The 20,744-nt window shown below is 71.6% G+C and carries 18 protein-coding genes; 1 reads left to right on the forward strand and 17 read right to left on the reverse strand.

Annotated features, from left to right (window positions below):
• Positions 1-2: 2 nt before the first annotated feature.
• The 10 genes from WME98_RS39395 to rpmH all read right to left on the reverse strand — a co-directional run bounded on the left by WME98_RS39395 (position 3) and on the right by rpmH (position 10,705).
• The gene (locus WME98_RS39395; protein ID WP_437946851.1) at positions 3-137 is read right to left on the reverse strand and encodes a hypothetical protein; all 135 of its coding nucleotides are present in this window, start codon (positions 135-137) and stop codon (positions 3-5) included.
• A 167-nt stretch (positions 138-304) separates the two neighbouring features.
• Positions 305-2,539 carry a protein phosphatase 2C domain-containing protein gene (locus tag WME98_RS39400; RefSeq protein ID WP_437946852.1) on the reverse strand — a complete coding sequence of 745 codons (2,235 nt, stop codon included), beginning with the start codon at positions 2,537-2,539 and terminating at the stop codon, positions 305-307.
• A gap of 42 nt (positions 2,540-2,581) precedes the next feature.
• Entirely contained in the window at positions 2,582-4,726 is a 2,145-nt protein-coding gene (locus WME98_RS39405) for an FHA domain-containing protein (RefSeq protein ID WP_437946853.1), read from the reverse strand.
• 228 nt (positions 4,727-4,954) lie between these two features.
• Positions 4,955-6,103 (reverse strand): FHA domain-containing protein, encoded by a 1,149-nt coding sequence (locus WME98_RS39410; protein ID WP_437946854.1) that lies wholly within the window; start codon positions 6,101-6,103, stop codon positions 4,955-4,957.
• A 273-nt stretch (positions 6,104-6,376) separates the two neighbouring features.
• Positions 6,377-6,730 carry a 50S ribosomal protein L19 gene (gene rplS / locus WME98_RS39415; RefSeq protein ID WP_020734977.1) on the reverse strand — a complete coding sequence of 118 codons (354 nt, stop codon included), beginning with the start codon at positions 6,728-6,730 and terminating at the stop codon, positions 6,377-6,379.
• A gap of 312 nt (positions 6,731-7,042) precedes the next feature.
• Complete coding sequence (locus WME98_RS39420; RefSeq protein ID WP_236644599.1) at positions 7,043-7,606, reverse strand: protein jag; 564 nt, start codon at positions 7,604-7,606, stop codon at positions 7,043-7,045.
• Entirely contained in the window at positions 7,599-9,380 is a 1,782-nt protein-coding gene (yidC, locus tag WME98_RS39425; RefSeq protein ID WP_437946855.1) for a membrane protein insertase YidC, read from the reverse strand. Before yidC ends, WME98_RS39420 begins: the two co-directional genes overlap by 8 nt.
• Positions 9,381-9,536: 156 nt before the next feature.
• Entirely contained in the window at positions 9,537-9,920 is a 384-nt protein-coding gene (yidD, locus tag WME98_RS39430; protein WP_437946856.1) for a membrane protein insertion efficiency factor YidD, read from the reverse strand.
• A 64-nt stretch (positions 9,921-9,984) separates the two neighbouring features.
• On the reverse strand, positions 9,985-10,545 hold the full coding sequence (rnpA, locus tag WME98_RS39435) for a ribonuclease P protein component (RefSeq protein ID WP_437946857.1): 561 nt from the start codon (positions 10,543-10,545) through the stop codon (positions 9,985-9,987).
• A 10-nt stretch (positions 10,546-10,555) separates the two neighbouring features.
• On the reverse strand, positions 10,556-10,705 hold the full coding sequence (rpmH, locus tag WME98_RS39440) for a 50S ribosomal protein L34 (protein ID WP_012235155.1): 150 nt from the start codon (positions 10,703-10,705) through the stop codon (positions 10,556-10,558).
• Positions 10,706-10,961: 256 nt separating this feature from the next.
• Here rpmH and WME98_RS39445 point away from each other — a divergent pair, with 256 nt between their 5' ends.
• The gene (locus WME98_RS39445; protein ID WP_437946858.1) at positions 10,962-12,710 is read left to right on the forward strand and encodes an OmpA family protein; all 1,749 of its coding nucleotides are present in this window, start codon (positions 10,962-10,964) and stop codon (positions 12,708-12,710) included.
• Between the two features lie 81 nt (positions 12,711-12,791).
• Here WME98_RS39445 and WME98_RS39450 read toward each other — a convergent pair whose 3' ends face one another.
• The 7 genes from WME98_RS39450 to WME98_RS39480 all read right to left on the reverse strand — a co-directional run bounded on the left by WME98_RS39450 (position 12,792) and on the right by WME98_RS39480 (position 20,428).
• On the reverse strand, positions 12,792-12,992 hold the full coding sequence (locus WME98_RS39450; RefSeq protein ID WP_020734982.1) for a hypothetical protein: 201 nt from the start codon (positions 12,990-12,992) through the stop codon (positions 12,792-12,794).
• Positions 12,989-15,157, reverse strand: a complete 2,169-nt coding sequence (locus WME98_RS39455; RefSeq protein ID WP_437946859.1) for a thioredoxin domain-containing protein — start codon at positions 15,155-15,157, stop codon at positions 12,989-12,991. Before WME98_RS39455 ends, WME98_RS39450 begins: the two co-directional genes overlap by 4 nt.
• 73 nt (positions 15,158-15,230) lie before the next feature.
• The gene (locus WME98_RS39460; RefSeq protein ID WP_437946860.1) at positions 15,231-16,562 is read right to left on the reverse strand and encodes a beta-ketoacyl-[acyl-carrier-protein] synthase family protein; all 1,332 of its coding nucleotides are present in this window, start codon (positions 16,560-16,562) and stop codon (positions 15,231-15,233) included.
• A gap of 59 nt (positions 16,563-16,621) precedes the next feature.
• Complete coding sequence (locus WME98_RS39465) at positions 16,622-17,500, reverse strand: acyl-ACP desaturase (RefSeq protein ID WP_061625091.1); 879 nt, start codon at positions 17,498-17,500, stop codon at positions 16,622-16,624.
• On the reverse strand, positions 17,497-17,748 hold the full coding sequence (locus WME98_RS39470; protein WP_020734986.1) for an acyl carrier protein: 252 nt from the start codon (positions 17,746-17,748) through the stop codon (positions 17,497-17,499). Before WME98_RS39470 ends, WME98_RS39465 begins: the two co-directional genes overlap by 4 nt.
• A 3-nt stretch (positions 17,749-17,751) precedes the next feature.
• Positions 17,752-18,636: a class I SAM-dependent methyltransferase gene (locus WME98_RS39475; RefSeq protein WP_061625092.1), complete on the reverse strand. Its 885-nt coding sequence runs from the start codon at positions 18,634-18,636 to the stop codon at positions 17,752-17,754.
• Positions 18,623-20,428 (reverse strand): fatty acyl-AMP ligase, encoded by a 1,806-nt coding sequence (locus WME98_RS39480; protein ID WP_437946861.1) that lies wholly within the window; start codon positions 20,426-20,428, stop codon positions 18,623-18,625. Before WME98_RS39480 ends, WME98_RS39475 begins: the two co-directional genes overlap by 14 nt.
• Between the last annotated feature and the right edge of the window lie 316 nt (positions 20,429-20,744).

Genomic DNA, 20,744 nt, shown 5'->3' on the forward strand with positions numbered 1-20,744 from the left:
CATCAGAGGTCGAGGAGCATGAAGCCGGCGCGGGCTTCCTCGAGGGAGAGCGTACGGGGCGACGGGGGCTCGTCTTCCAGGTCCGCGGGTGCGCCCTCCATGTCGTGTCCGACCTCGAGCTCTTGATCTCCAGGCATGGAGGAACCTCCGGAGAGCTAGGCTAATCCGGAATCCTGTCCTTCTTCAATTGCATTCCGCGGCCCCATCGCGCCGCAGCGTTCGTCCGCGCGTCCGTTCACGCCGCGGCGGTTGCGTCGGTCGCGTGGTTGCGTCGGGGCGCGGTGGCGTCGTCGCGCCGCTCGGCTCAATCCGCGGCGAGCTTCCAGAGCAGGAGGGCGATCAGCGCGACGACCACGACCGAGATCGACGCGATGGCGGCGATGTAGACGCCGCGCGAGACGCGCACGGTGCTCGGGATACCCGAGGCCGTGGACGAGGACACGGGCCCGGAGAAGCTCGGCGCTGGCACGGCGCGCGGCGCGGTCGCGGCGTAGCCAGGCGCGTGCGGCGAACCGGGGGCGAGGTGCGGCGCGGCGGCGGCAGGGGGACCTCCCGGCGCCGCGCCATGGTGCCCAGCGAAGGCCACCGAAGGAGGAGGAGCGTCCGGGTCGATCGGATGAGGCTGCGGGCCGAAGGCGGCGCCCGGGTGGGGCGGGGCGCCGAAGGAACCCGGGTGCGGCGGCTGGCCGAAGGCGGCGCCCGGGTGGGGCGGGGCGCCCGGGTGAGGCGAGGCGCCTGGGTGAGGCTGCGGGCCGAAGGCGGCGCCCGGGTGGGGCGGGGCGCCGAAGGAACCCGGGTGCGGCGGCGGGCCGTGGGCGCCAGGCGGGCCGAAGGCGGCGCCGGGGTGAGGTGAAGCGCCCAAGGAACCCGGGTGCGGCGGCGGGCCGTGGGCGGCGCCAGGCGGGCCGAAGGCGGCGCCCGGGTGAGGCGGGGCGCCGAAGGAACCCGGGTGAGGCGGCGGGCCGAAGGCGGCACCGGGGTGAGGTGAAGCGCCGAAGGAACCCGGGTGAGGTGGCGCGCCATGGGCCATCGGGGGCGGAGCGGCCGCCGCGGGAGCGCTCAGGGGGAGGGGAGACAGCACGGCGGGCGCGTCCGGCGCGATCGCGTGAGGCACGGGCGCAGGGCTCCCTGGCACCGTCGCAGGCCGCGCCAGGCCGGCGTCCATCGCCGTCGGGCTCACCGTCGGCGTGCTGTCGATGGTCGGGCGCAGCGCCTGCGCGCTGCTCGCGGCTGCTGGCGCCACGGCGGGGACGTTGTCCGTGGCGGTCGGGCTCACCGCCGGAGCGCCGGTGGTGAGCGTTTGCGCCACGGCGGGGACGTTGTCGGCGGCCGTCTGCCGCACCGCCGGGGCCCCGGTGGTGAGCGTCGGCGCCACGGCGGGCGCGCTGCTCGCGGCTGCTGGCGCCGCGGCAGCGGCGTTGTCGGTCACCGTCGAGACCAGGGCAGGGACGTTGTCGGTCGCCGTCGGGACCAGCGCGTGCACGTTGTCGGTCGCCGTCGGGACCAGGGCAGGAGCGACGTTGTCGGTGGCCGTGGGGGCCAAGGCGGGCCCGTCGCCGGTGGTCCTCGGCGCCAAGGCGGGCCCGTCGCCGGTGGTCCTCGGCGCCGTGGCGGGCGCACCGGTGTTGCCCGTCGGGACCACGGTCGTCGCGTCGCTGGGCGACACGGCGCCTCCAGCCGACGCGCGCGTCAGATCGACGCCGTCGCCGCCGCCGTCTGCCCCCGGCGGCCCGTGCGCGATCGTCAGCGAGCGGCTGCCCGTCTCGAGCACCCGGACCATCTGGACGGTGATGTTGTCGTGACCGCCGCGATGGTTCGCGAGCTGCACGAGCATCTTGCAGGCGTGATCGACCGAGCCCGACGCGAGCGCCTGCCGCGTGCACCCGAGGATGTCCGCGCCGAGCACGAGATCGGTGAGGCCGTCGCTCGCCTGGATCAGCACGTCGCCCGGATACAGCTCCATCGGCTCGGGTCGAACCTCGACCTCCACCTCCGGCTTCATCCCGAGGGCGCGCGTGATCTTGTTCGCGTCGGGGTGGCCGATCGCCTGGGCCTCCGTGATCATGCCCGCGTCGATCATCCCCTGCACCATCGAGTGGTCGCGCGTGAGGGGGTAGATCTGGTGGCTCCGGATCACGTACGCGCGGCTGTCGCCGACGTGCGCGATGTCGACGCCGCTGTCGTGGAGGACCATCGCGACGACGGTCGAGCCCGGGCGGACGCGGTTCTCCGCCGGCCCGCCCAGCTGATAGACGCGGCGCCCCGCCTCCTCGATCGCGGCCTTGAGCGCCGCCCTCGGATCCACCGCGGCCGGCGTCTGCTCGATCACCTCGAAGATGGTCTTGATGGCGGTGCGGCTCGCCTCGCTGCCCCCGTAGTGCCCGCCCATGCCGTCGCACAGGACGCAGAGGTAACCGAACTTGGTCTCGGCGTAGCCGCACGCGTCCTCGTTGACCTGCTTGTTCGGATCCCGGCCCGCATCGCTGGCCTGGGCGAACTCGATCTTGAGGTGCGGGGAGGACTCGGTCGGGGGCATCATGAGGGGGCGTCGCTTGGGGCGTGAGGCCGGGCCCCGGACACGCTACTCCAAACGGACGCTGAACTCGACCGGGCCGAACCGCAACGACGCGCCGGGGGGCACGGGCGTCCACACGCCCGCGGCGACGCGCTGGCCGTTCACGTACGTCCCGTTGTTGGAGCCCTCGTCCCGCACGAACAGCTGACCGGCCTCGAGCTTCACGCTCGCGTGGGTGCCGGACACGCGCGGCTCCGAGAGCGCGATCATGCACGAGGCGCCGTCGCGCCCCGCGCGCACCTCGACGCCGGGGTGCACGGTGAAGATGCCCGCCGGCCCCGAGAGCGTCGCGCGGCTGGCGCCGCCCGGCGGAGGCGCCATCATCGGCCCGCCGCCGTAGCCGAAGTCGCCCGGCGGAGGCGGCGCGGGCGCGTACGGCGGAGGCGACCCGCCGCCCGCGACGATGGGCCTCGGGGGCGCCGCGGCCGCCGTCCCGCCGCGCCGGCGGCCGCCGCCGCCGCGGAAGATCGAGACGAGCAGCAGCACGATGACGACGCCGCCGAAGGTCACGCCCGCGATCAAGAGGTACGGCAGCGGCGCCTCCTTCGCCTTCAGCGTGAGGATCTTGTCGGCCGTGACCGCGCTCGTCCGCCGCGCGTGGTTGTCGTAGACGATGAGGCGCGCCGTCATCTGGTCGCCCTTGCCGACGAGGAACTTGTCCGTGTCCGGCAGCTCGAACTCGACGACGCTGTCGCCGGCCGAGATCGCCTTGCCGCGCATCCCGCCGTCGATCAGCGTCCGCTGGGCCTTCCTCGCGTCCTCGATGCTCCCGCCCTGCAGCGACTGCGGCGCGGCCTGGTTCTTCGGGATCATGTAGATCTCGGCCCGCTGCGCGTTGCCGCCCCAGCAGAAGTTGCCGAAGATCTTGATCGTGCCGCCGGGGTAGAGCGGCGTCTTCTTCGCGGCGCGATCGGTCGCGTCGCGGTCGATGTCGAGCGGCCACGCGGTGGGATCGATGCCGACGGGGACGTTCTGGAACGTGGCGTCGCCCGCGATCGGCGGATCGGTGTTGACGAAGGCGAGCTTGAACGTCTGCGTGATGCTCGGCGCGACGCACGAGACCCGCCACTTCACGATGTGCATCTTGTTGAAGCGGGTGCGGATCGCGTTGACGAGGTTGGCCGCGCGCCGCTGCTGGCCGTCGCGCACCACGCTGAAGAAGCCGCCGATCTCGGTGTTCGCCATCCCCTCCATGAACTCGCGGGCGTTCGCCGTGAACTCCTCGACGAGCCGGCTCGGGAACCAGATCGAGATGACGGGCACCGGCGTCTTCGGCAGGACGTCGTTGTTCTCGGGGAACCGCCCCTTCGTGAGGTAGTCCCGGAGCAGGTTCGACGCCGCCGCGGTCGAGCTCGGGTCGGCGCCAGCCGAGCCGTTCGAGAGGACGACCATCGCCTGGTGCATCGGCACCGAGACACCCTGGCCGGCGTTGCCGAGCTCTTTGAACGCGTCGGTCGCGGCGTTCTTGATGATCGTGAAGAGCGGGCGCGTGCGGCCCTGCGTCGGGTAGGTGCGCGTCACGCCGGCGATGGCCTGCGCCGCCGCCTGCTTGTTGCCTACCCACTTCGAGTCCTCGACGACGCCGCGATCGTTGAAGAAGATCACGTCGACGATGTCGTTCGGCTGCATCGCGTTGACGAACGCGCTCGCGACCGCCTTCGCCTCGTCGAAGCGGGTGCCCATGCTCGACGCGGCGTCGATCAGGATGAGCCACGCCGTCCCGACGCCCGGCTGCCCGGCGCTGTCTCCCCACCGCGCCTTCGACTCGAACTTCGCCGGCAGGTCCGTGCCGTCGACCGTGACGGAGAAGATCGCGTTCTTCTCCGGGAAGTCGAACGACGAGTAGAGCGCCGACGGCTGCTCGATCGCGTCGGCGACGCAGTCGAGGTTCGCGTCGCCCGTGAGCGCGGCGCAGTTGCGGGTGATGTCGCTGAGGCGCTTGTTCTGCACGACCTCGAGCACGGTGGTGAGCACGGGCGAGCCGTCCACGGTGCTCGCGCGCGGGTCGATGCGGAGCAGGTGCGCCTCGGGCGCGGCCTCGGCGCGGGGCTGTCCGCCGAGGAGCGCGAGGACGGCTGCGGCGAGGGCGAGCAGCGGAGCGCAGCGGCGGGCCTTGCCCCGGCGCCGTTCGCGGCGGGCGGAGGCGCTCATGGAGTGGATCGGGCGAGTCGCGTCATGAGAGGGAGTCATGCGTGGGGATCTCCAGCGAGCGCGAGGGAGCTGAGGAGCGCTCCCCGCGCGAGCGGGGCGGCCGCCGCGCGCTGGCGGCGGCTATCCGGTTGGTTTTCACGCAGCCTGGCCGGGGCGCCAGGTGCCGGTCGAACGTCGCGGGGGAAGGGGGCCAGGCTCGGCAACGCCTCTCCTCGTGCGATGGGCCGGTCAGGCCCGCGCGGCCACGCTGAACACGATGACGCTGAACCCGCCGAAGCGGATCTTGTCGCCATCGCGCAGCTCGCGTCGGCCCTGGAAGCCGATCGCCTCCTCGTTGTGGAACGTCCCGTTGGTGGAGCCGAGGTCGGCGAGGACGATCCGGCCGCCGTCGACCTCGATCGTCGCGTGGTGGGTCGAGGTCGTCCCGTGGGCGATCTCGATGTCGACCCTCTGCCCGGTCTCGGCGCGGCCGACCGAGTTCTTGCCTTGCCAGAGCGGCCAGAACCTGCCGAGCGGGTCGTCCTGGAAGCTCACGAGGAAGCCCGCGAGGGTGCGCCGCTCCTGGCCCCGCGGCGGTGCCGGCGTCGGCGGGCGCACGGCCGGCGGGGAGGACATGTACGGAGGCGGCGGCGCGGGCAGCGGCATGTTCTGCTGGGCCGGCGGAGGCTCGCCGTAACCGCCGATGCCGCCCCCCTGCTGCATGGGCGGCGGCGCGGACGGCCCCGGCTGGTTGGGCGCGTACGCCGTCTGGTTGAAGGCGTCGCCGCTCATCTGGATCCCGTCGAGGGCGATCGGGTGACCGCCCTCCATGCAGAACGAGCCGCCTGCCGGGATCGCGTGCCCCTGCACGCAGCGCGCGCCCTGCGGCTGCGGCGGAGGACCGAAGCCGGGCCGCGGGACCGGCGGGACGGGATAGCCGCCCTGCGGCTGCTCCGGGAAGCTCGGGGCCGGGCCGAAGCCGCCGCTGCCGCCCGGGGCGCCGAAGATCGGCGGCTCCGGCGGGAACGGCGGCGGCTTCAGCGGCAGCGGAGGAGGCGGCTGGGGAGCGCCGTAGCCGCCGGGCGGCGACCCGAAGGGCGGCGGGGGACCGAAGCCCGACGCGCTCTCGGGCAGCGGCGGGAAGCCGGGCGGCGAGCCCGGCGGTGCTCCGAAGGGCGCCGGCGGCGGTGGACCAAAGCCGCCGCTCGGCGAGCCGAAGTTGGGAGGGGGCTCGGGGGGCGAGCCGAAGCCAGGGGCAGGAAACGGCGGAGGAGGAGGCGGCGGCGGCGGAGGCGGCGCCCCGAACGCTCCGGGCCCGGACGGGGCGAGCGGCGAGGCGCACACGGCGCAGAATTTATCGGCGGGGGTCGCGGGCGCACCGCAACGCGGACAGAGCATGGTGATCCTTCTCGGGTTTCGCGGCGCCGCGGCGCCGCGGCGCGAGCATACCGTGGGCGCTCGGCCGAGGATCAAGAAGAAGTATGCGGGAATCCTTGCCTGAGACCGGCAATGCGGCTCGCGCGCGCCTGCTCGCATCGCCGTTCGGCGCGCGCCGTCTGCGGCGCTGCGCCATGAACGCCAGCGCGCCTCAAGCCAGGGGGCGGACTGCTCCCCTGGCCTCCTGCTCTGCGGGAACGTGCGCTGTGCGGCCGGGACGCCGGCCGGCGCGGATCAATCCTTCGCGTCGCGGACGCGGGCGGCCTTGCCGGCGAGGTTGCGCAGGTAGAAGAGCCGCGAGCGGCGGACCACGCCGCGCGAGACGATCTCGACCTTGTCGATGCGGGGGCTGTGGAGGAGGAAGATGCGCTCGACACCGACCGTGAAGCTCACCTTGCGGACGGTGAAGGTGCTCCGGACCCCGGCGCGGTGGCGCTTCAGCACCACGCCCTGGAACACCTGGATGCGCTCCTTCTCGCCCTCGACGATCCGGTAGTGGACGCGCACCGTATCGCCGACGCGGAAATCCGGGATCCCCTCGCGGAACAGGGGCGCTTCGATCTTCGCGAGGATGTTCGAGGTCTGCATGGTCGGTCAATCCTTCAAGGGGTCGGGGATCCGTCTTCGCGGTCCCGTGCTCAAGGGGGCAGGGCCGCCGCAGTTCGTGGACTGTGTCCGGCGGAGCGGGGGCCGCGCGCGGCCCGGTGCATCACGCCATGACACAGATGCTTGCCCGGTTGCGGTTCCGGGAGCATGGGGCGCGAGCGTGGCCCGCGCGCCTCCCCGGGGGGTACCGGAGAGGTGCGGCATTATGCATGCGGGCGATCCTGTGTCAACGCCGGTCGCGGAGCACGTGCGCGCTCTCGCGAGCGCTCGGTCTCCGTGTGGCTCATCGGCCGCTCAACGGCGGACGGGGATGATCTGGACGCGGCGGGCTTCTCCCTCGCCGTCGCTCTTCGTGACGACGCCGGGGAACTTCGCCAGGGCCAGGTGGACGACGCGGCGGTCCTGCGGGTTCATCGGCTCGAAGGTGATGATCTTGCCCTCCTCGACCGCCTGCTTGCCCAGCCGGCGGGCCATGGAGGAGAGCGTGTCCTCGCGGCGCTGCCGGTAGCCCTCGGCGTCGATGATCACGTGGCGCCGCTTCTTGCCCGGCCGGTTGATCACGCGGTTGGCGAGGAACTGCAGCGCCGCGAGCGTCTGCCCCTTCTTGCCGATCACGCGACCTGCGTCCTTCCCCTCGATCTCGAGGCGGATCTCCTCGGGCGGATCCTCCTCCTCGTTCTCGAGGAGGTCGACGGTGCAGTCCATGCCCATCGCCGCGAGCACATCGATGACGAAGTCGAGCGCGATGTCGGCGCGACCGTCCTCCTCGAACTCGGCCGCGTCTCCAGCGCCCTGCGCCTCTGCGTCGACATCGACGTCCGCCGCGTCGATTCCCCTTTCGGCAGCTTCACTATCCACGGACACGTGCTTTTCCCTTTCCGAGAGCAGGCGCCGACTTGTCGTCGCCCTGAGTCTTCTTCATCGCGGATTGGGGCTCCGCGCTCGCGATCTCTCGCACCTCGATGCCGCCGGCCCGATCGTTCTTCGCCTTCAGGTACCGCTCGACGAGCACCTGCTGGCCGATGCCGAGCCAAGTGTTGGTCAACATGTAAACGCCGAGGCCGGCCGGGAGGAAGAGCATCATCGCGGTGAAGATGCCGGGCATGAGGTACATCATCATCTTCTGCTGCGCAGGGTCGCCCTGCGGGGGCATGAGCTTCTGCTGGATGAAGCTCGAGGCGCCCAGGACGATCGGGATGATGAAGTACTTCCCCGGGGCCGACAGGTCCGGGATCACGGGGCCGAACGGCGTGTGGTAGAGCTCCACCGCCGTCTGGAGCGCGGTGTAGAGGGCGAACCACACCGGCATCTGGAGCAGCATCGGGAAGCAGCCGATGACGGGGTTGGCGACCTTGTTCTTGCGCCAGAGCTCCTGCATCGCGAGGCCGCGCTGGGTGGCGTCGTCCTTGTACCTCGCGTTGAGCTCATCCATCTCCGGCTTGAGCTTGCGCATCGCCGCGGCGCTCTTGATCTGCTGGATGCTCAGCGGGAAGAGCAGGAGCCGGACGGTGATGGTGAGCAGGACGATCGCCCAGCCCCAGCTGCCCACGGCGCGGTAGAGGACGTAGAGGTACGAGACGAGGAGCTTCGCGATCGGCGAGAACCAGCCGAGGTTGATGACCTCGCTGGTCCCGTGGCCCACGGCGCCGAGCAGGTCGCGCTCCTTCGGGCCGGTGAAGGAGAGGGCCTTGTAGGTGACCGCGCCGCCGGGCGCGAGCTCGTGCTCGGGGAAGGCGAGCCGCGCGCGGTAGACGTGCCCGTGGCTCGGGTCCTTGGCCTTCTGCTGGAACTTCGACGTGTCCCAGATCTCTTCGATCTGGGTCTCGGCCACCGGCTTCCCGGGCCCCTCGAGCGGGATCGCGATCTTGCTGAAGTAGCTGCTCGAGACCGCGACGAAGCGCGCGTTGCCCGGCGTGCGGCGCCAGCGCTCGGCCGTGAACTCCTTGTCCTTGAAGTCGCCGGGCTCGAAGGCGTCGGGGTGCTGGCGCTCGGTCGTCTGGTCGGTCGCGGCGACCGTCTCGGTGATCCACTCGGAGATCAGGCCGAGGTGGCCCTCGGTCTCCTTCTGGGTTCGCCAGGCGGTCTGCTCGACGGCGAACCGGTGCTTGCGCGGCTCCTGGGCGAGGTTCTCGACCGTCACCTGCAGCGACAGCTCGTACGGGCGCCCGGTGGCGGCGACGACCTTGGTGAGCCTCGTCGCGTCGTCGCTGTAGGTGAACGTGCAGCTCTTGCCGTCCTGCGCCGCGAGCTTCCAGTCGAGGTCGTCGAACGGCACCTGCTGCGCGTTGCCGCCCGGCAGGCGCAGATCCGTCCGGAGGGGCATCCGCGACTCGAGCGAGGTCGTGACCAGGTCCATCGGCCTGCGCTCGCCGTTGCCCGTCGTGTACTTCGGGTCGGTCATCCAGATGTGCCGGACCGACCCGCCCCGCGTGGAGAGCTCGGCCTTGAACCGATCTCCGTCGATGACGCACGCCTCCGCGGGGGCGCGCTCCGCGGGGGCCGTGCTGTCGTTGACGTCGAGCGGCTGGAGCTGTTCCGCGCTCTCACCGAAGAGGAGCGGCTTGCCGAACTGGATGAACAGGATGATGGCGAGGCCGAGGAACAGCCATTTGGCGATATTGCTGCGTTCCATGAAGTCCTTCGTCGATCCCAGGATCTCGAGCCCGCGCCCTTCGCTGCTGGCGTCTCGTGACACCTCACGAGGCTGCCCAGGGTCGCTCCGGACGGGCTTCGCCCCGCGGGGTGTCGGGCGCCGTGCCGCCGGGGCCGTGTCGATGGTCGAGCGGGATTAGTCCATGAGAGTGACCCGGCCGCTGGAGCCCGCTCGCCGGGGGGGCGAGGCGACCGAGGCGAGCTCCGTGCCAGTAGACGAACAGCGTGCCGTATCCCGCGGGTCAGCGTCCCGTGGCGTTGGCGCCCGAGCCGCCGCGCCACGGCGAAGACGAGGTGGTGGCGGAGGGTCGAACCCGCCCGGATGAAACGGGTGACACCTACACAGTCGCTTGAGCGAAAGCAAGCTCCCCCGAAGCGCTCCGTGACCCACGATGCAGGCGGCGGCGTAGCGCGAGCACGAGGGCTCGAACCGGCAGACCGGGCCCACCAACGCCACGATGACCTTGGAGAGCGTCATCTGGTAGGCGCGGATCAGCGCGAGGAGGAGCTTCGCCAGCATGCGGTGACCCGTGGATGAGCGGGGAGCTTGGGGCCCGGCGCACCACGGCGCAAGGTGAGCTACGTCATCGGCCTGTCGGATCCTCTGCGCCGCGCTCGTCCGTGGCCGGGGCCGCGCCGCGCGCAGCGGCGGGGGGCGCGCCGCGCGCAGTGGTGGGGGGCGCGGGAGGCCCGCCGGCGAGCGCGTCCCGTGCCTTGCGCCGGAGCACCGGGACCACGCTACGCAGCTCCGCGAGCACGTCGTCGAGGCCGAGCGCACCGGCGCCGGTGCGCAGGATCATCACGATGTCGACGCGCTCCGGGAAGAGCTCCGGGAATCTCCGGAACGCCTCCCTGAGCAGGCGCTTCGCTCGGTTGCGGGCCACGGCGCCGCCGACCTTGCGCGAGGCGACGAGGCCCAGCCGAGGCGCCCCCGGTACGGGCTCGGGGGCGAGCGGCGCGCGGCGGGATCCCGCGCCGCGCGCCGCCGCGTCGTTCGGGGCCGCGACGAGGATCAGCAGGTGTCGGGTGGTGACGCGCTGACCGCCGTTCTGGATGCGGACGAAATCGGCCCGCTTGCGGATGCGGCGCCCGCGCGGGAACGACGAGGAGGAGGACGCCGACGAGCGCGGATGCGCTGTCGCCATCACGCTTGCGTTACTTCTTGTAGATGGTAGGCGCGAGCCGGGCGCGGCCCTTGCGGCGGCGGTTGTTGATGACCTTGCGACCGCCGGCGGTCGCCATACGCGCACGGAAGCCGTGGGTCCGGGCGCGGCGAGTATTGTGGGGCTGGTAAGTGCGCTTCATGGCTGGTCGTCCCTTGGCGTTCTGGACCGCGAACGGCGGCGACCTGGCCGCACGTCAAGCGGGCGCGCAAGAAAGCACGACGTTCGGCCCAGGTCAACACCAGACGACGCGGCGTTGCCTCGGTTCGCCGTTCTCTCTCACCTTTCTAGGTACCTGGGTTAGCGTGTAGCCTCCGATCGACCGCGACGGCCGTTCTCAAGGGGTCACAGGAGGGAATTTGACGCGCACCGGTGGACATGTGGGGGAGAAGCAGCACGTGACTGCGCGGGGCGTCGGGCGACGCGCGCTGGGCGCTGCTGCGGCGGGAGCCCTGTTCCTGAGCGCGCTCCCTGCGAGCGCGCAGACCAGGACGTTCTACCTGGACCGGCTCTACATGGCCGGCGCTCCCGAGGATTCGATCGCGCTCTGGCGGCCGCAGGTGGCGCCGGACACGCGCTTCTTCGGTCAGTTCGGGCTCGGCTTCGGCCTCAATCCCTTCCGGGTCGAGAACATGCTGGACGACGAGCACGCCGCGGAGCGGTTCAGCCGGGACTACGGCGCGCCGGTGTCCTCGCAGCTCATCGGGTACCTCAACGGGGGCGTCGAGTTCCTCGATCGCTTCAGCGTCCAGGTGGGGCTGCCGTTCATCGCCTTCCAGACGAGCAACCAGACGAACGACTCGACCATCGCCGGCGCGCAGGACGCGGCGAGCCCGTCGGCCGCCGCGATCATGGACCTGCGGCTCGACGCGCGGGCGATCCTGTACCGGTCCGACGATCGCTTCTTCAAGCTCGGCGTCAACGCGGCGGCGTGGGTGCCGACGGGCCACAGGTTCTCGTTCGCCGGCGACAAGAGCACGAGCGCGCTGATCGGGCTCTCGGGCGAGATCGACCTCAAGAGCATGTTCTTCGTGCTGAACACCGGGGTGCACTTCCGGCCGTACGCCTCGGTCAACGACTTCGACGTGTCGCACGAGTGGCGGTGGGGCATCGGCGGCTTCGTCCCGCTGCGGAACGGGACCCTGCGGCTCGGCGCGCAGCTCTTCGGATCGACCGGGCTCGGTCGGGGCACGACGTTCGACGGGGACAACACCCCGCTCGAGTGGATGGCCGAGGGGCGGCTCGCCCTCGATCAGCGGAAGAAGGCGTGGCTCGGGGTCGGCGGCGGAACGCGGCTCACCGGCGGCTACGCGCCGGATTTCCGGGTGACCGGGGTCATCGGCTACGCGTTCGGCATCTCGGACGTCGAGCCCATGTCGCCCGGCAGGCGCTTCCAGGCGCCCCCGCCGCGCGCCGCGGACACGGACAAGGACGGCTACCCGGACGACATCGACCTCTGCCCGACCGATCCCGAGGACAACAAGCCGCCGAACCCCAGCGACGGCTGCCCGGCGCTGCCCGATCGCGACGGCGACGGCATCCCCGACGTCAGCGACAAGTGCCCGGACGAGCCCGAGGATTTCGACAAGATCAACGACGCCGACGGCTGCCCGGAGGACGACGCCGACGAGGACAAGATCCCGGACGCGAAGGACGCCTGCCCCAAGGAGCCGGGCGAGCCGAGCCCGGAGCCGGCGAAGAACGGCTGCCCGCAGTTCATCCGCCGCATCACGGGCTCGAGCGAGATCCAGATCCTGAAGCAGGTGCAGTTCGCGACCGGCAGCGCGCGGATCCTGCCGAACAGCTACGGCATCCTCGACGAGGTCGTCCGGCTGCTCAAGGTGAACCCCGAGATCACGCTCGTCGCGATCGAGGGCCACACGGACAACCGCGGGTCTGATCAGCTCAACGAGCGGCTCTCGAACGACCGCGCGCACTCGGTGAGGACGTACCTCATCGAGCGCGGCGGCATCGACCCGGCGCGGCTCACGGCGGCGGGCTTCGGGCCGCGGCGGCCGATCGAGACCAACGACACCGAGGCCGGGCGCCAGAAGAACCGGCGCGTCGAGTTCCACATCCGGGAGAGCAACACCGGCGGCAACAAGGCTTCCGGCGGCGGCAACAGTGGCGGCACGGTCACGCCCTAGGTCCGAGATCCGGGCGGCGCGCGCGGGCGTTCTGCTGTGTGCAGTCCTCGCGTCCGCGTGCGGCCCGGAGCAGGGCACGCCCTATCGCTGCAGCTGCACCTTCGTCACCGACTTCGACGCCGACGCGAAGCTCGACGTGGAGGTCTGCTCGAAGGCCGAGGCCCGCGCCGAGGGCGTCGGGCGCGGCTGCGCGCAGACCCACGCGCCAGGCCCGGTGTCCGGATGCTCCTGCTCGAGCGTCCCGGCGCGCGGGCCGTGCGAGCTCAGCGCGTGTCGCGTCACCCCAGCAGCGCCTTGAGCTCGGCCGGCGTCGTCACCGGCGCCGAGCACGTCCGCCCGCGGCAGACGTAGGCGACGGCCGCGCCCGGGCGCGCCGGCTTGCCCTCGGCGACGACCTGCGCCGCTGCTGCGGTCTCCGGGCGCGCCGGATCCACGAGCACGACCGCCCGGTTCGGCAGGTAAGCCTTGAACGCCTCGCGCGCGAGCTCGCCCGCCGCGGCCGAGCCCGCCTCGCCGACCACGACGACCGTCACGCTGCCGCGCGCGAGGCGATCGAGCGCGCACACGGTCTGGCTGAGCCCGAAGGGGTTCTCGATGGCGGCCGGGGCGAGGGCCTCGAGCTGCCGCTCTGCCGGCGGGAGGTAGCGCTCGTCGGCGATCTCGGCGAGGCGCAGGCAGAGCAGCGCCGCCATCGAGGTGGCCGACGGCGCGGCCTGGTCGTAGATGTCCTGCGTGCGCGCGATGAGCGCGTCGCCGTCGTCCGGCGTGAAGAAGAACCCGCGCGCGGCGTCGTCCCAGTGGTGCGCGACCATCGCGTCGGCGATCGCGCGCGCGACGCCGACGTAGCGCGGGTCGGAGGTGGTCTCGTAGAGATCGAGGGCCGCGTTCCCGAGGTACGCCTGGTCGTCCAGGAAGCCCGGCCGTACGTCGGCCGCGCCGTCGCCGCCCGCTGCCTTCGCGCCCGCGGGCGCGCCGTCCTTGAGGTAGCGGCCGACGCGGCCGCCGCGCACGAGCTTCTGCTCGAGCGCCGCGAAGGCGCGCGCGGCGGCCTCGACCCAGGCGGGCTCATCCAGGGCGCGGCCCGCGTCGGCGAGCGCCCCGATGAGCAGCCCGTTCCAGCTCGCGAGCACCTTGTCGTCGCGCGCCGGCCGGGGCCTCGCCTCGCGCGCGGCGAGCATCTTGGCCCTGGCGCGCGCGAGCGCCTCGCGGCACCGATCGAGGTGCGCCGCGGAGCCCCCGCCGGCGCCCGCGTCGAGGATCGCCGCGGCCTGCTCCAGCGTGCGGTGCTGCGAGAGCACCGTCGCGCCGGTGTCTTCGAAGTTGCCCTCCTCGGTGACGCCGAAGACCAAGCGGGCCACGTCGTACGCGAGCGGATCGTCGCCGACGGCCGCGCGCAGCTGGTCGAGCGTCCACACGAAGAACTTGCCCTCGCTCCCCTCGGAGTCGGCGTCCTGCGACGCGTAGAACCCGCCCTCCGGGTCGCGCATCTCGGCGAACAGGTAGCCCACGATCTCGCGCGCCGTCTCCGCGTAGATCGGCTTCTTGAACGCGCGGAAGCCGTCGGCGTACAGGCGCAGGAGGAGCGCGTTGTCGTAGAGCATCTTCTCGAAGTGGGGCACGAGCCAGCGCTCGTCCGTCGAGTAGCGGTGGAAGCCGCCGCGCAGGTGGTCCCAGATGCCGCCGTCGCGCATCCGGTCCAGCGCGAGCTCGACGCTCTCCGCCGCGACGCGATCGCCCTCCAGCACGCCGCGGCGGAGCAGCACGTCGAGCGACATCGTGTTCGGGAACTTCGGCCGTGTGCCGATGCCGCCGTGGCGGTTGTCGAACCGCGCGAGCAGCTGCCGCGACGCGCGCCGGAGCAGGTCGGACGAGGCGAGATCGACGGCGCTCGCCGCCTCCGCGGCGCTCGCGGCCGCTGCGGCGCTCGCCGGCGCTCGCTGCACGCGCTCGATCGCCTCGGTGATCTCCATTGCCTGGAGCTCGACGTCGCCGCGCCGGTTCCTGTAGGCGTCGGCGACGGCGTCGAGGACCTTCGGGAAGCCGGGCATGCCGCGCTTGTCCCTCGGCGGGAAGTACGTGCCCGCGAAGAAGGGCCGCTGGTCGGGGGTGAGGAACACGGTCAGCGGCCAGCCGCCGCTCCGGCCCATGAGCTGCACGACGAGCTGGTAGATGTGATCGAGGTCGGGCCGCTCTTCCCGGTCGACCTTGATGTTCACGAAGAGCTCGTTCATGCGCCGGGCGATCGCCTCGTCCTCGAACGACTCGCGCTCCATCACGTGGCACCAGTGACAGGCGGCGTAGCCGATGGACAGCAGGATCGGCTTGTCCTCGCGCCGCGCGAGCTCGAGCGCCTCGGCGCCCCACGGGTACCACGCGACCGGGTTGTGCGCGTGCTGCAGGAGGTACGGCGAGGGCTCGCTCGCGAGCCGGTTCGTGGGGGATGCCATGAGGCCCACCTAGCGCCGGGCGAAGGGGACCGCCAGCCGGGCGGCGGGCGGCGGCGGGCGAGGCCGCGTCGGGCTACGCGCGCTCCAGCACGAGCGCGCAGTTGTGCCCGCCGAAGCCCGCCGAGCACTTCACCGCGTGACGCAGGTCGACCGAGCGGCGCTCGCGCACGATGTCGAGGGAGCACCCCGGATCGAGCTCATCCACGTTGATCGACGGGTGCAGCAGCTGATCGCGCAGCGAGCACACGACCGCGATCGTCTCCACGGCGCCGGCGCCGCCGAGCAGGTGCCCGATCATCGACTTTGTCGCCGAGATCGGGATGCGCGGGAGGCGCTCGCCGAAGACGCGCCGCAGGGCGAGCACCTCGGCGGCGTCGCCTTGCGGCGTCGAGGTCGCGTGCGGGTTGATGTACCCGATCGCCTGCGGCGCGACGCCCGCCCTGGCGAGGGCGCGCTCCAGCGAGAGCGCGAGCCCGAGCCCCTCCGAGTGCGGCCGCGTGAGGTGCTCGGCGTCCGTGGTCATCCCGAAGCCGGCCACGACGGCGAGCGGCCTCGCGCCGCGCGCCCGCGCGTGCTGCTCCTCCTCGAGCACGAGCGCCCCAGCGCCCTCGCCCATCACGAAGCCCTGGCGCCGCCGGTCGAACGGGCGGCTCGCGCGCGCCGGGTCGCCGTCGACCGCCTTGGCGAGCGCCTTCGCGTTGCCGAACCCCGCGACGGTGTTGAGCCGCGTCGCGGCCTCGGCGCCCCCCGCGACCATCACGTCGGCCTCCCCCGCCTCGATCAGCAGGGCCGAGGTCGCGATCGAGTGCGTGCCCGTCGCGCACGCGCTCGCGAGGTTGTACGACGGCCCCATGAGCCCGTAGCGCATGGCGATGAGCGCCGCCGCGCCGTTCGGCATGACGCCCGGGATGAAGTAAGGCGACACGGCCCTCGGGCCGCGCGCCGCGCTCCTCGCGATCTGCTCCTCGAAGATCTCGACGGAGCCCATCCCGGTCGACATCAGGCACCCGACGCGGGTCCTGTCGAGGCCGCCGTCGCCCGGCGCCGCGGAGCCCGTCGGCGCCGCGCCCGCCGCGCGCGGCGCCGCGCCCTCCGCCGCCTCGTCGTCCGCCGCGGGGGCGCGCTGGAGCGGCGCGATGCCCGCCTCGCGCAGCGCCTCCACCGCGGCCGCGAGGCTCAGGTGGGTCACCCGGCCGTAGATGTCCGCCTCCTTGGGCGACAGGTACTTCCCGACGTCGAACCCCTTCACGCTGGCGGCGATGTCGCTGCGGAGCTTGTCGACGGGGAAATCGCGGATGTAGTCGACGCCGGATCGGCCGGCGAGGAGGTTCTGCCAGGTGGTCGCGACGTCGTTGCCCAGCGGGCAGACGGCGCCGATCCCGGTCACGACGACGCGCCTTCGCATGGGACTGCTCGTGCTCGTTGCAGGGAAGGGGGAAGGGGTTCAGCGAGGGGCGGACGCGCTCAGGCGGACAGCGCCTGCGGGGCGGCGTCGTTCAGGTTGGGGGCGATCGCGAGGGCCTCGATCGACGTGTCGCGGCGGCGCTCTCCGCCGCGGCGCAGATCGAGCGCGGCGCGCTGGGCCGCGAGCATCTCGTGCCGGCCCACCCCGAGGTACTTGAGGATCGGCATGTAGACCTTCTGGATGAACACGTTCCGATCGACGCCCGCCTCGCGCATCTTCAGGATGCGCGAGTCGTAGTCGGGGACGATCCCGACGCCCGGCATCTCGAAGTTCGCGAACACGTGCGCCATGTCGGCGAGCGTGCCCTGCCGGTCCTCCTCGAGCAGCACCTTGATGACGCTCTGGTAGAAGCGGCAGTGGGCGATCTCGTCGCGGGCGATGTAGTCGTAGATCGCCCGCAGGCACTCGTCGCCCTCCGCCGCCGCCCGCTCCCGGTGCTTCACGTAGATGACGAACGTCGCCATCTCCTGCACGCAGCCGTAGAACGTCATCTGCCGCGGCGTGTGGAACGGGAGGTCCCACTTCTTCGCGAAGATCTGGTGCTGCAGATCGGTGAGCTGCTCCTCGGTGCGCTTGCCGGACCTGAGGAGGTACTGCATCAGCGTGAGCGAGTGCTTCGACTCCTCGTAGGCCCAGTTCGCCTGGAACCACGCCTGGCCGAAGTAGCTGCGCACGAGGTTGATCCCGTTCGACACGTAGTCGGGCAGGTACATCTCGACCGAGCAGAACGTCTCCGCGCAGAGCGCGAGCTCCTCGCTCGCCTCCTTGTTCACGCGGTCCCAGGGGATGTCCTCGAAGATGTTCCAGCGGCGCTCGCGCTCCGCCTTCTCGAAGAACGTCATGTACTCCCGGAAGATCTTCTCCTCGAGCCGGCTCATGCGCCCGCCTCCAGCCGCTCCCCGACCTTCTTGCAGAGGTCGCCCACGGTGATGAGCTCGACCAGATCCTCGTCCGGAATCATGATCCCGAGCTCGGTCTCCATCTCTCCGACGATCTGCATCATCGAGAGCGAGTCGATGCCGAGCTCCGTGATCACCGACGCCGCGGTGACGTTGGGGAACTCGCGCTTGTCCACGCGGGCGGCAACCGTCTTGAACATCTCGAGCAGATTGGTCTTGTCCGTCATGGTTCAGTCGATCCTGCGAAGCTCGTATTGAGCGAGGGAGCTGTAGTGCTTGTCGAACGCGTTCACGCACGTCGACAGGTAACGATCGTAGTCGTCGAAGACCTTGTCCCCCCACGTCGACCGGATGGTCTTCTCGTTCAGCCTGAGCCGGCGGAGCCACTCCGCGGTGGTGCGCTGGTAGTGCTCGCGCCGCGTGTTCACCTGCATCACCTCCCAGTAGGGGTTCGCCGCCTGGATGATGTCCTCGAGCCGCGGGTTCAAGCCCCCGGGGAAGATCTCCTTGGTGACGAAGTAGATGTCCTCCAGCTCCTGCCTCGTGCCGGCCGGGAGCCCGCCCCAGGGCGTCATCCGCGGCGTCCGGTTGCGGAGGATCGTCTGGAGGCCGAACCAGGCGCCCTTGTTCGTGAGCTCCCAGGCCTTCTTGAAGTACGCCCGGTAGATGTCGATCGCCTTGCCCTGGCGCGCCTCCTCCGGCGAGCACAGGTGGTCGATCATGCAGATCGAGATCAGGCTGTCGAACCGCTCGGGCGTCGCGAAGGTCCGGAAATCGCCGCCGATCACCTCGACGCCGGGGATCTTGCGGGCGTTCACCTCCGCGGCCTGCGCGGTGGACAGGGTGACGCCGACCGCGCGCTTCACGCCGCGCGTCGAGGCCACGTACTCGAGGGCCGCGCCCCACCCGCAGCCGATGTCGAGGACCTTCTTCTCGGGCCCCACCTTGGCGAAGTCCGACAGGATCCGGAGCTTGTTCAGCTGCGCGGCCTCGAGCGACTGCTCGGGGGACTCGTAGACGGCGCAGGTGTAGTTCATGCGCTCGTCGAGCCACAGCCTGAAGAACTCGTTCGAGACGTCGTAGCTGACCTCGACCTCGGCCTTACTGGATCCCATCGATGACTCCTTCGACACGTGCCGGGGCGCCGCCCGCGCGGCCCCCTTCGGTTCGCGCCGTCGCTCCGCTCGCGCGGACCGCGTCGGCTTGGGGGGAGGGCGTGACGCCCTCGTCAACGTCCGAGGCGACCTCGAGCTCGCCGGCCTCGAAGCGCCGCTTCATCTCGCGGCGCCGCACCTTGCCGCTCGACGTCTTGGCCAGCGTCCCCCGCTTGATGAGCGCGACCTCGGACAGCTGGACGCCGAGCTGAGCGCGTACCGCCTGGAGGATCGCCTGCGCCACGCCGGCCACGCCGCGCTTGACCTCGGCGACGACGACGGCCCGCTCGGCCCCCGACGCCGTGAGGCACGAGAACGCGACGCAGTGGCCCTCGCGCACCCCCTCCACGGAGGAGGCGACGCGCTCGATGTCCTGGGGGAAATAGTTCTTGCCGCCGAGGATGATGAGATCCTTCGAGCGGCCGCAGAGGTACACCTCGCCGGCGACGGTATAGCCGAGATCGCCTGTCCGCAGCCAGCCCCCTCCGAACGCGGCCTTGGTCGCCTCCGGCTCGTTGAAGTACCCGGCGGCGACGCTCGGGCCGCGCACCCAGATCTCGCCCACCTCGCGCTCGCCGAGCGGCGCGCCGTCGGGCCCCGCGATGATGAGCTCGTGGCAGGGGAGGGGGCGGCCGCAGGAGACGAGCTCCAGCGACGCGCCGCCGTTCGCGGGCCGCGCCTTGCCGGACTGCATCGCCTTCGCGTCCACCCGGTCGGTGGTGAGCCGGGCCGCGAGGTCGCTGAAGGTGATCGCCAGCGTGGCCTCGGCCATGCCGTACGACGGCAGGATGCTCTCCGGGCGGAGCCCCTGCTTGCCGAAGCGATCGAGGAACGCGCGGAGCACGTCGGCCTGGATCGGCTCGGCCCCGCACCCGAGCGCGCGCAGGCAGGAGAGATCCCACTGGCCCGCCTGCGCCTCGGTGACGGCGCGCGTCGCCAGGGCGAAGGCGAAGTTCGGGGCGAACGTGATCGTGCCGCGGAACCTGTGGATCGCGTCGAGCCAGAGGGAGGGGCGGCGGATGAACGCCGTCGTCGGCAGGAACAGCACCGGCACGAGCGCGTAGAGCGGCGCGATGACGAAGCCGATGAGCCCCATGTCGTGGTAGAGCGGCAGCCAGCTGACCCCGCGATCTTCCGGGGTGGAGCGCAGCCCGTCGAACATGATCGCGTGGCTGTTCACCGTCAGGTTGCGGTGGGTCACCATCACGCCCTTGGGCCGCGAGGTGCTCCCCGACGTGAACTGCAGGAACGCGAGGTCGTCGAGGGACACCCGCCACGGCTCCGCCGCGTCCGACGCGTCGAACCCCTCGGGCTCGCGCAGCTCGCGCTCCAGGACGACGCGCAGGGCCGCCGGGCCGTCGCCGCTCGCGGCGAGGTGGGCGTCGATCATCTCCTTGAGCGGCTCGTTCGTGACGAGCACGCGCGCGCCGGAGGCGGCGAGGATGTGCTGCACCGTCTCGCTGTACGCCTCGAGCTTCGCCAGCGACTGCGGCGGATACATCGGGACCGCGACGATGCCGGCCGTGAGCGCGCCCACGAAGGTCAGGACGAACTCATCGGCCTCGGCCAGGATCAGGGCGACGCGGTCGCCCTTCTTGAGCCCGAGCTTGCGCAGCGCGTGGGCCCTGCGCCGCGCCTCGAGCCAGAGCTCGGCGTAGCTGACCGACCGCTCCTCTCCCGAGCTGCGCATGAACGTGATCGCTCGGTCGGCGTGCACCGAATTTTGCTGGAGAACTTCGACGAACGTTCGCATGGCTCTCTGCTGACTCAGACCGGTCGGACGTAGGTGTCCGTCCGACAAGGACACCCGGGGCTTGAGTGAGCGCAGCCATAAGCGAAATCCGGGCCAGGGCAAACAGAAAACAATGGAATCCTGGTTTGGGCCTGATTCCGCGATGCGAGCTCATGAATCCGTCTGATCGTGGCGTCCCGGGTGACGAAAATCCGTGCGCAGAGTGCGTCGAATATTCGTCACATCGGCCCCGGTGTGCGAACCGGGTTTCGCGCGGCGCGGGCGGCCGCCCGCCTCGGCGCACAAAAAACGAAGAGGCGCCGGTCGCCCGGCGCCT

It is taken from the genome of Sorangium sp. So ce296 (assembly GCF_051529605.1).
In the GTDB taxonomy this organism is placed as follows: domain Bacteria; phylum Myxococcota_A; class Polyangia; order Polyangiales; family Polyangiaceae; genus Sorangium; species Sorangium cellulosum_D.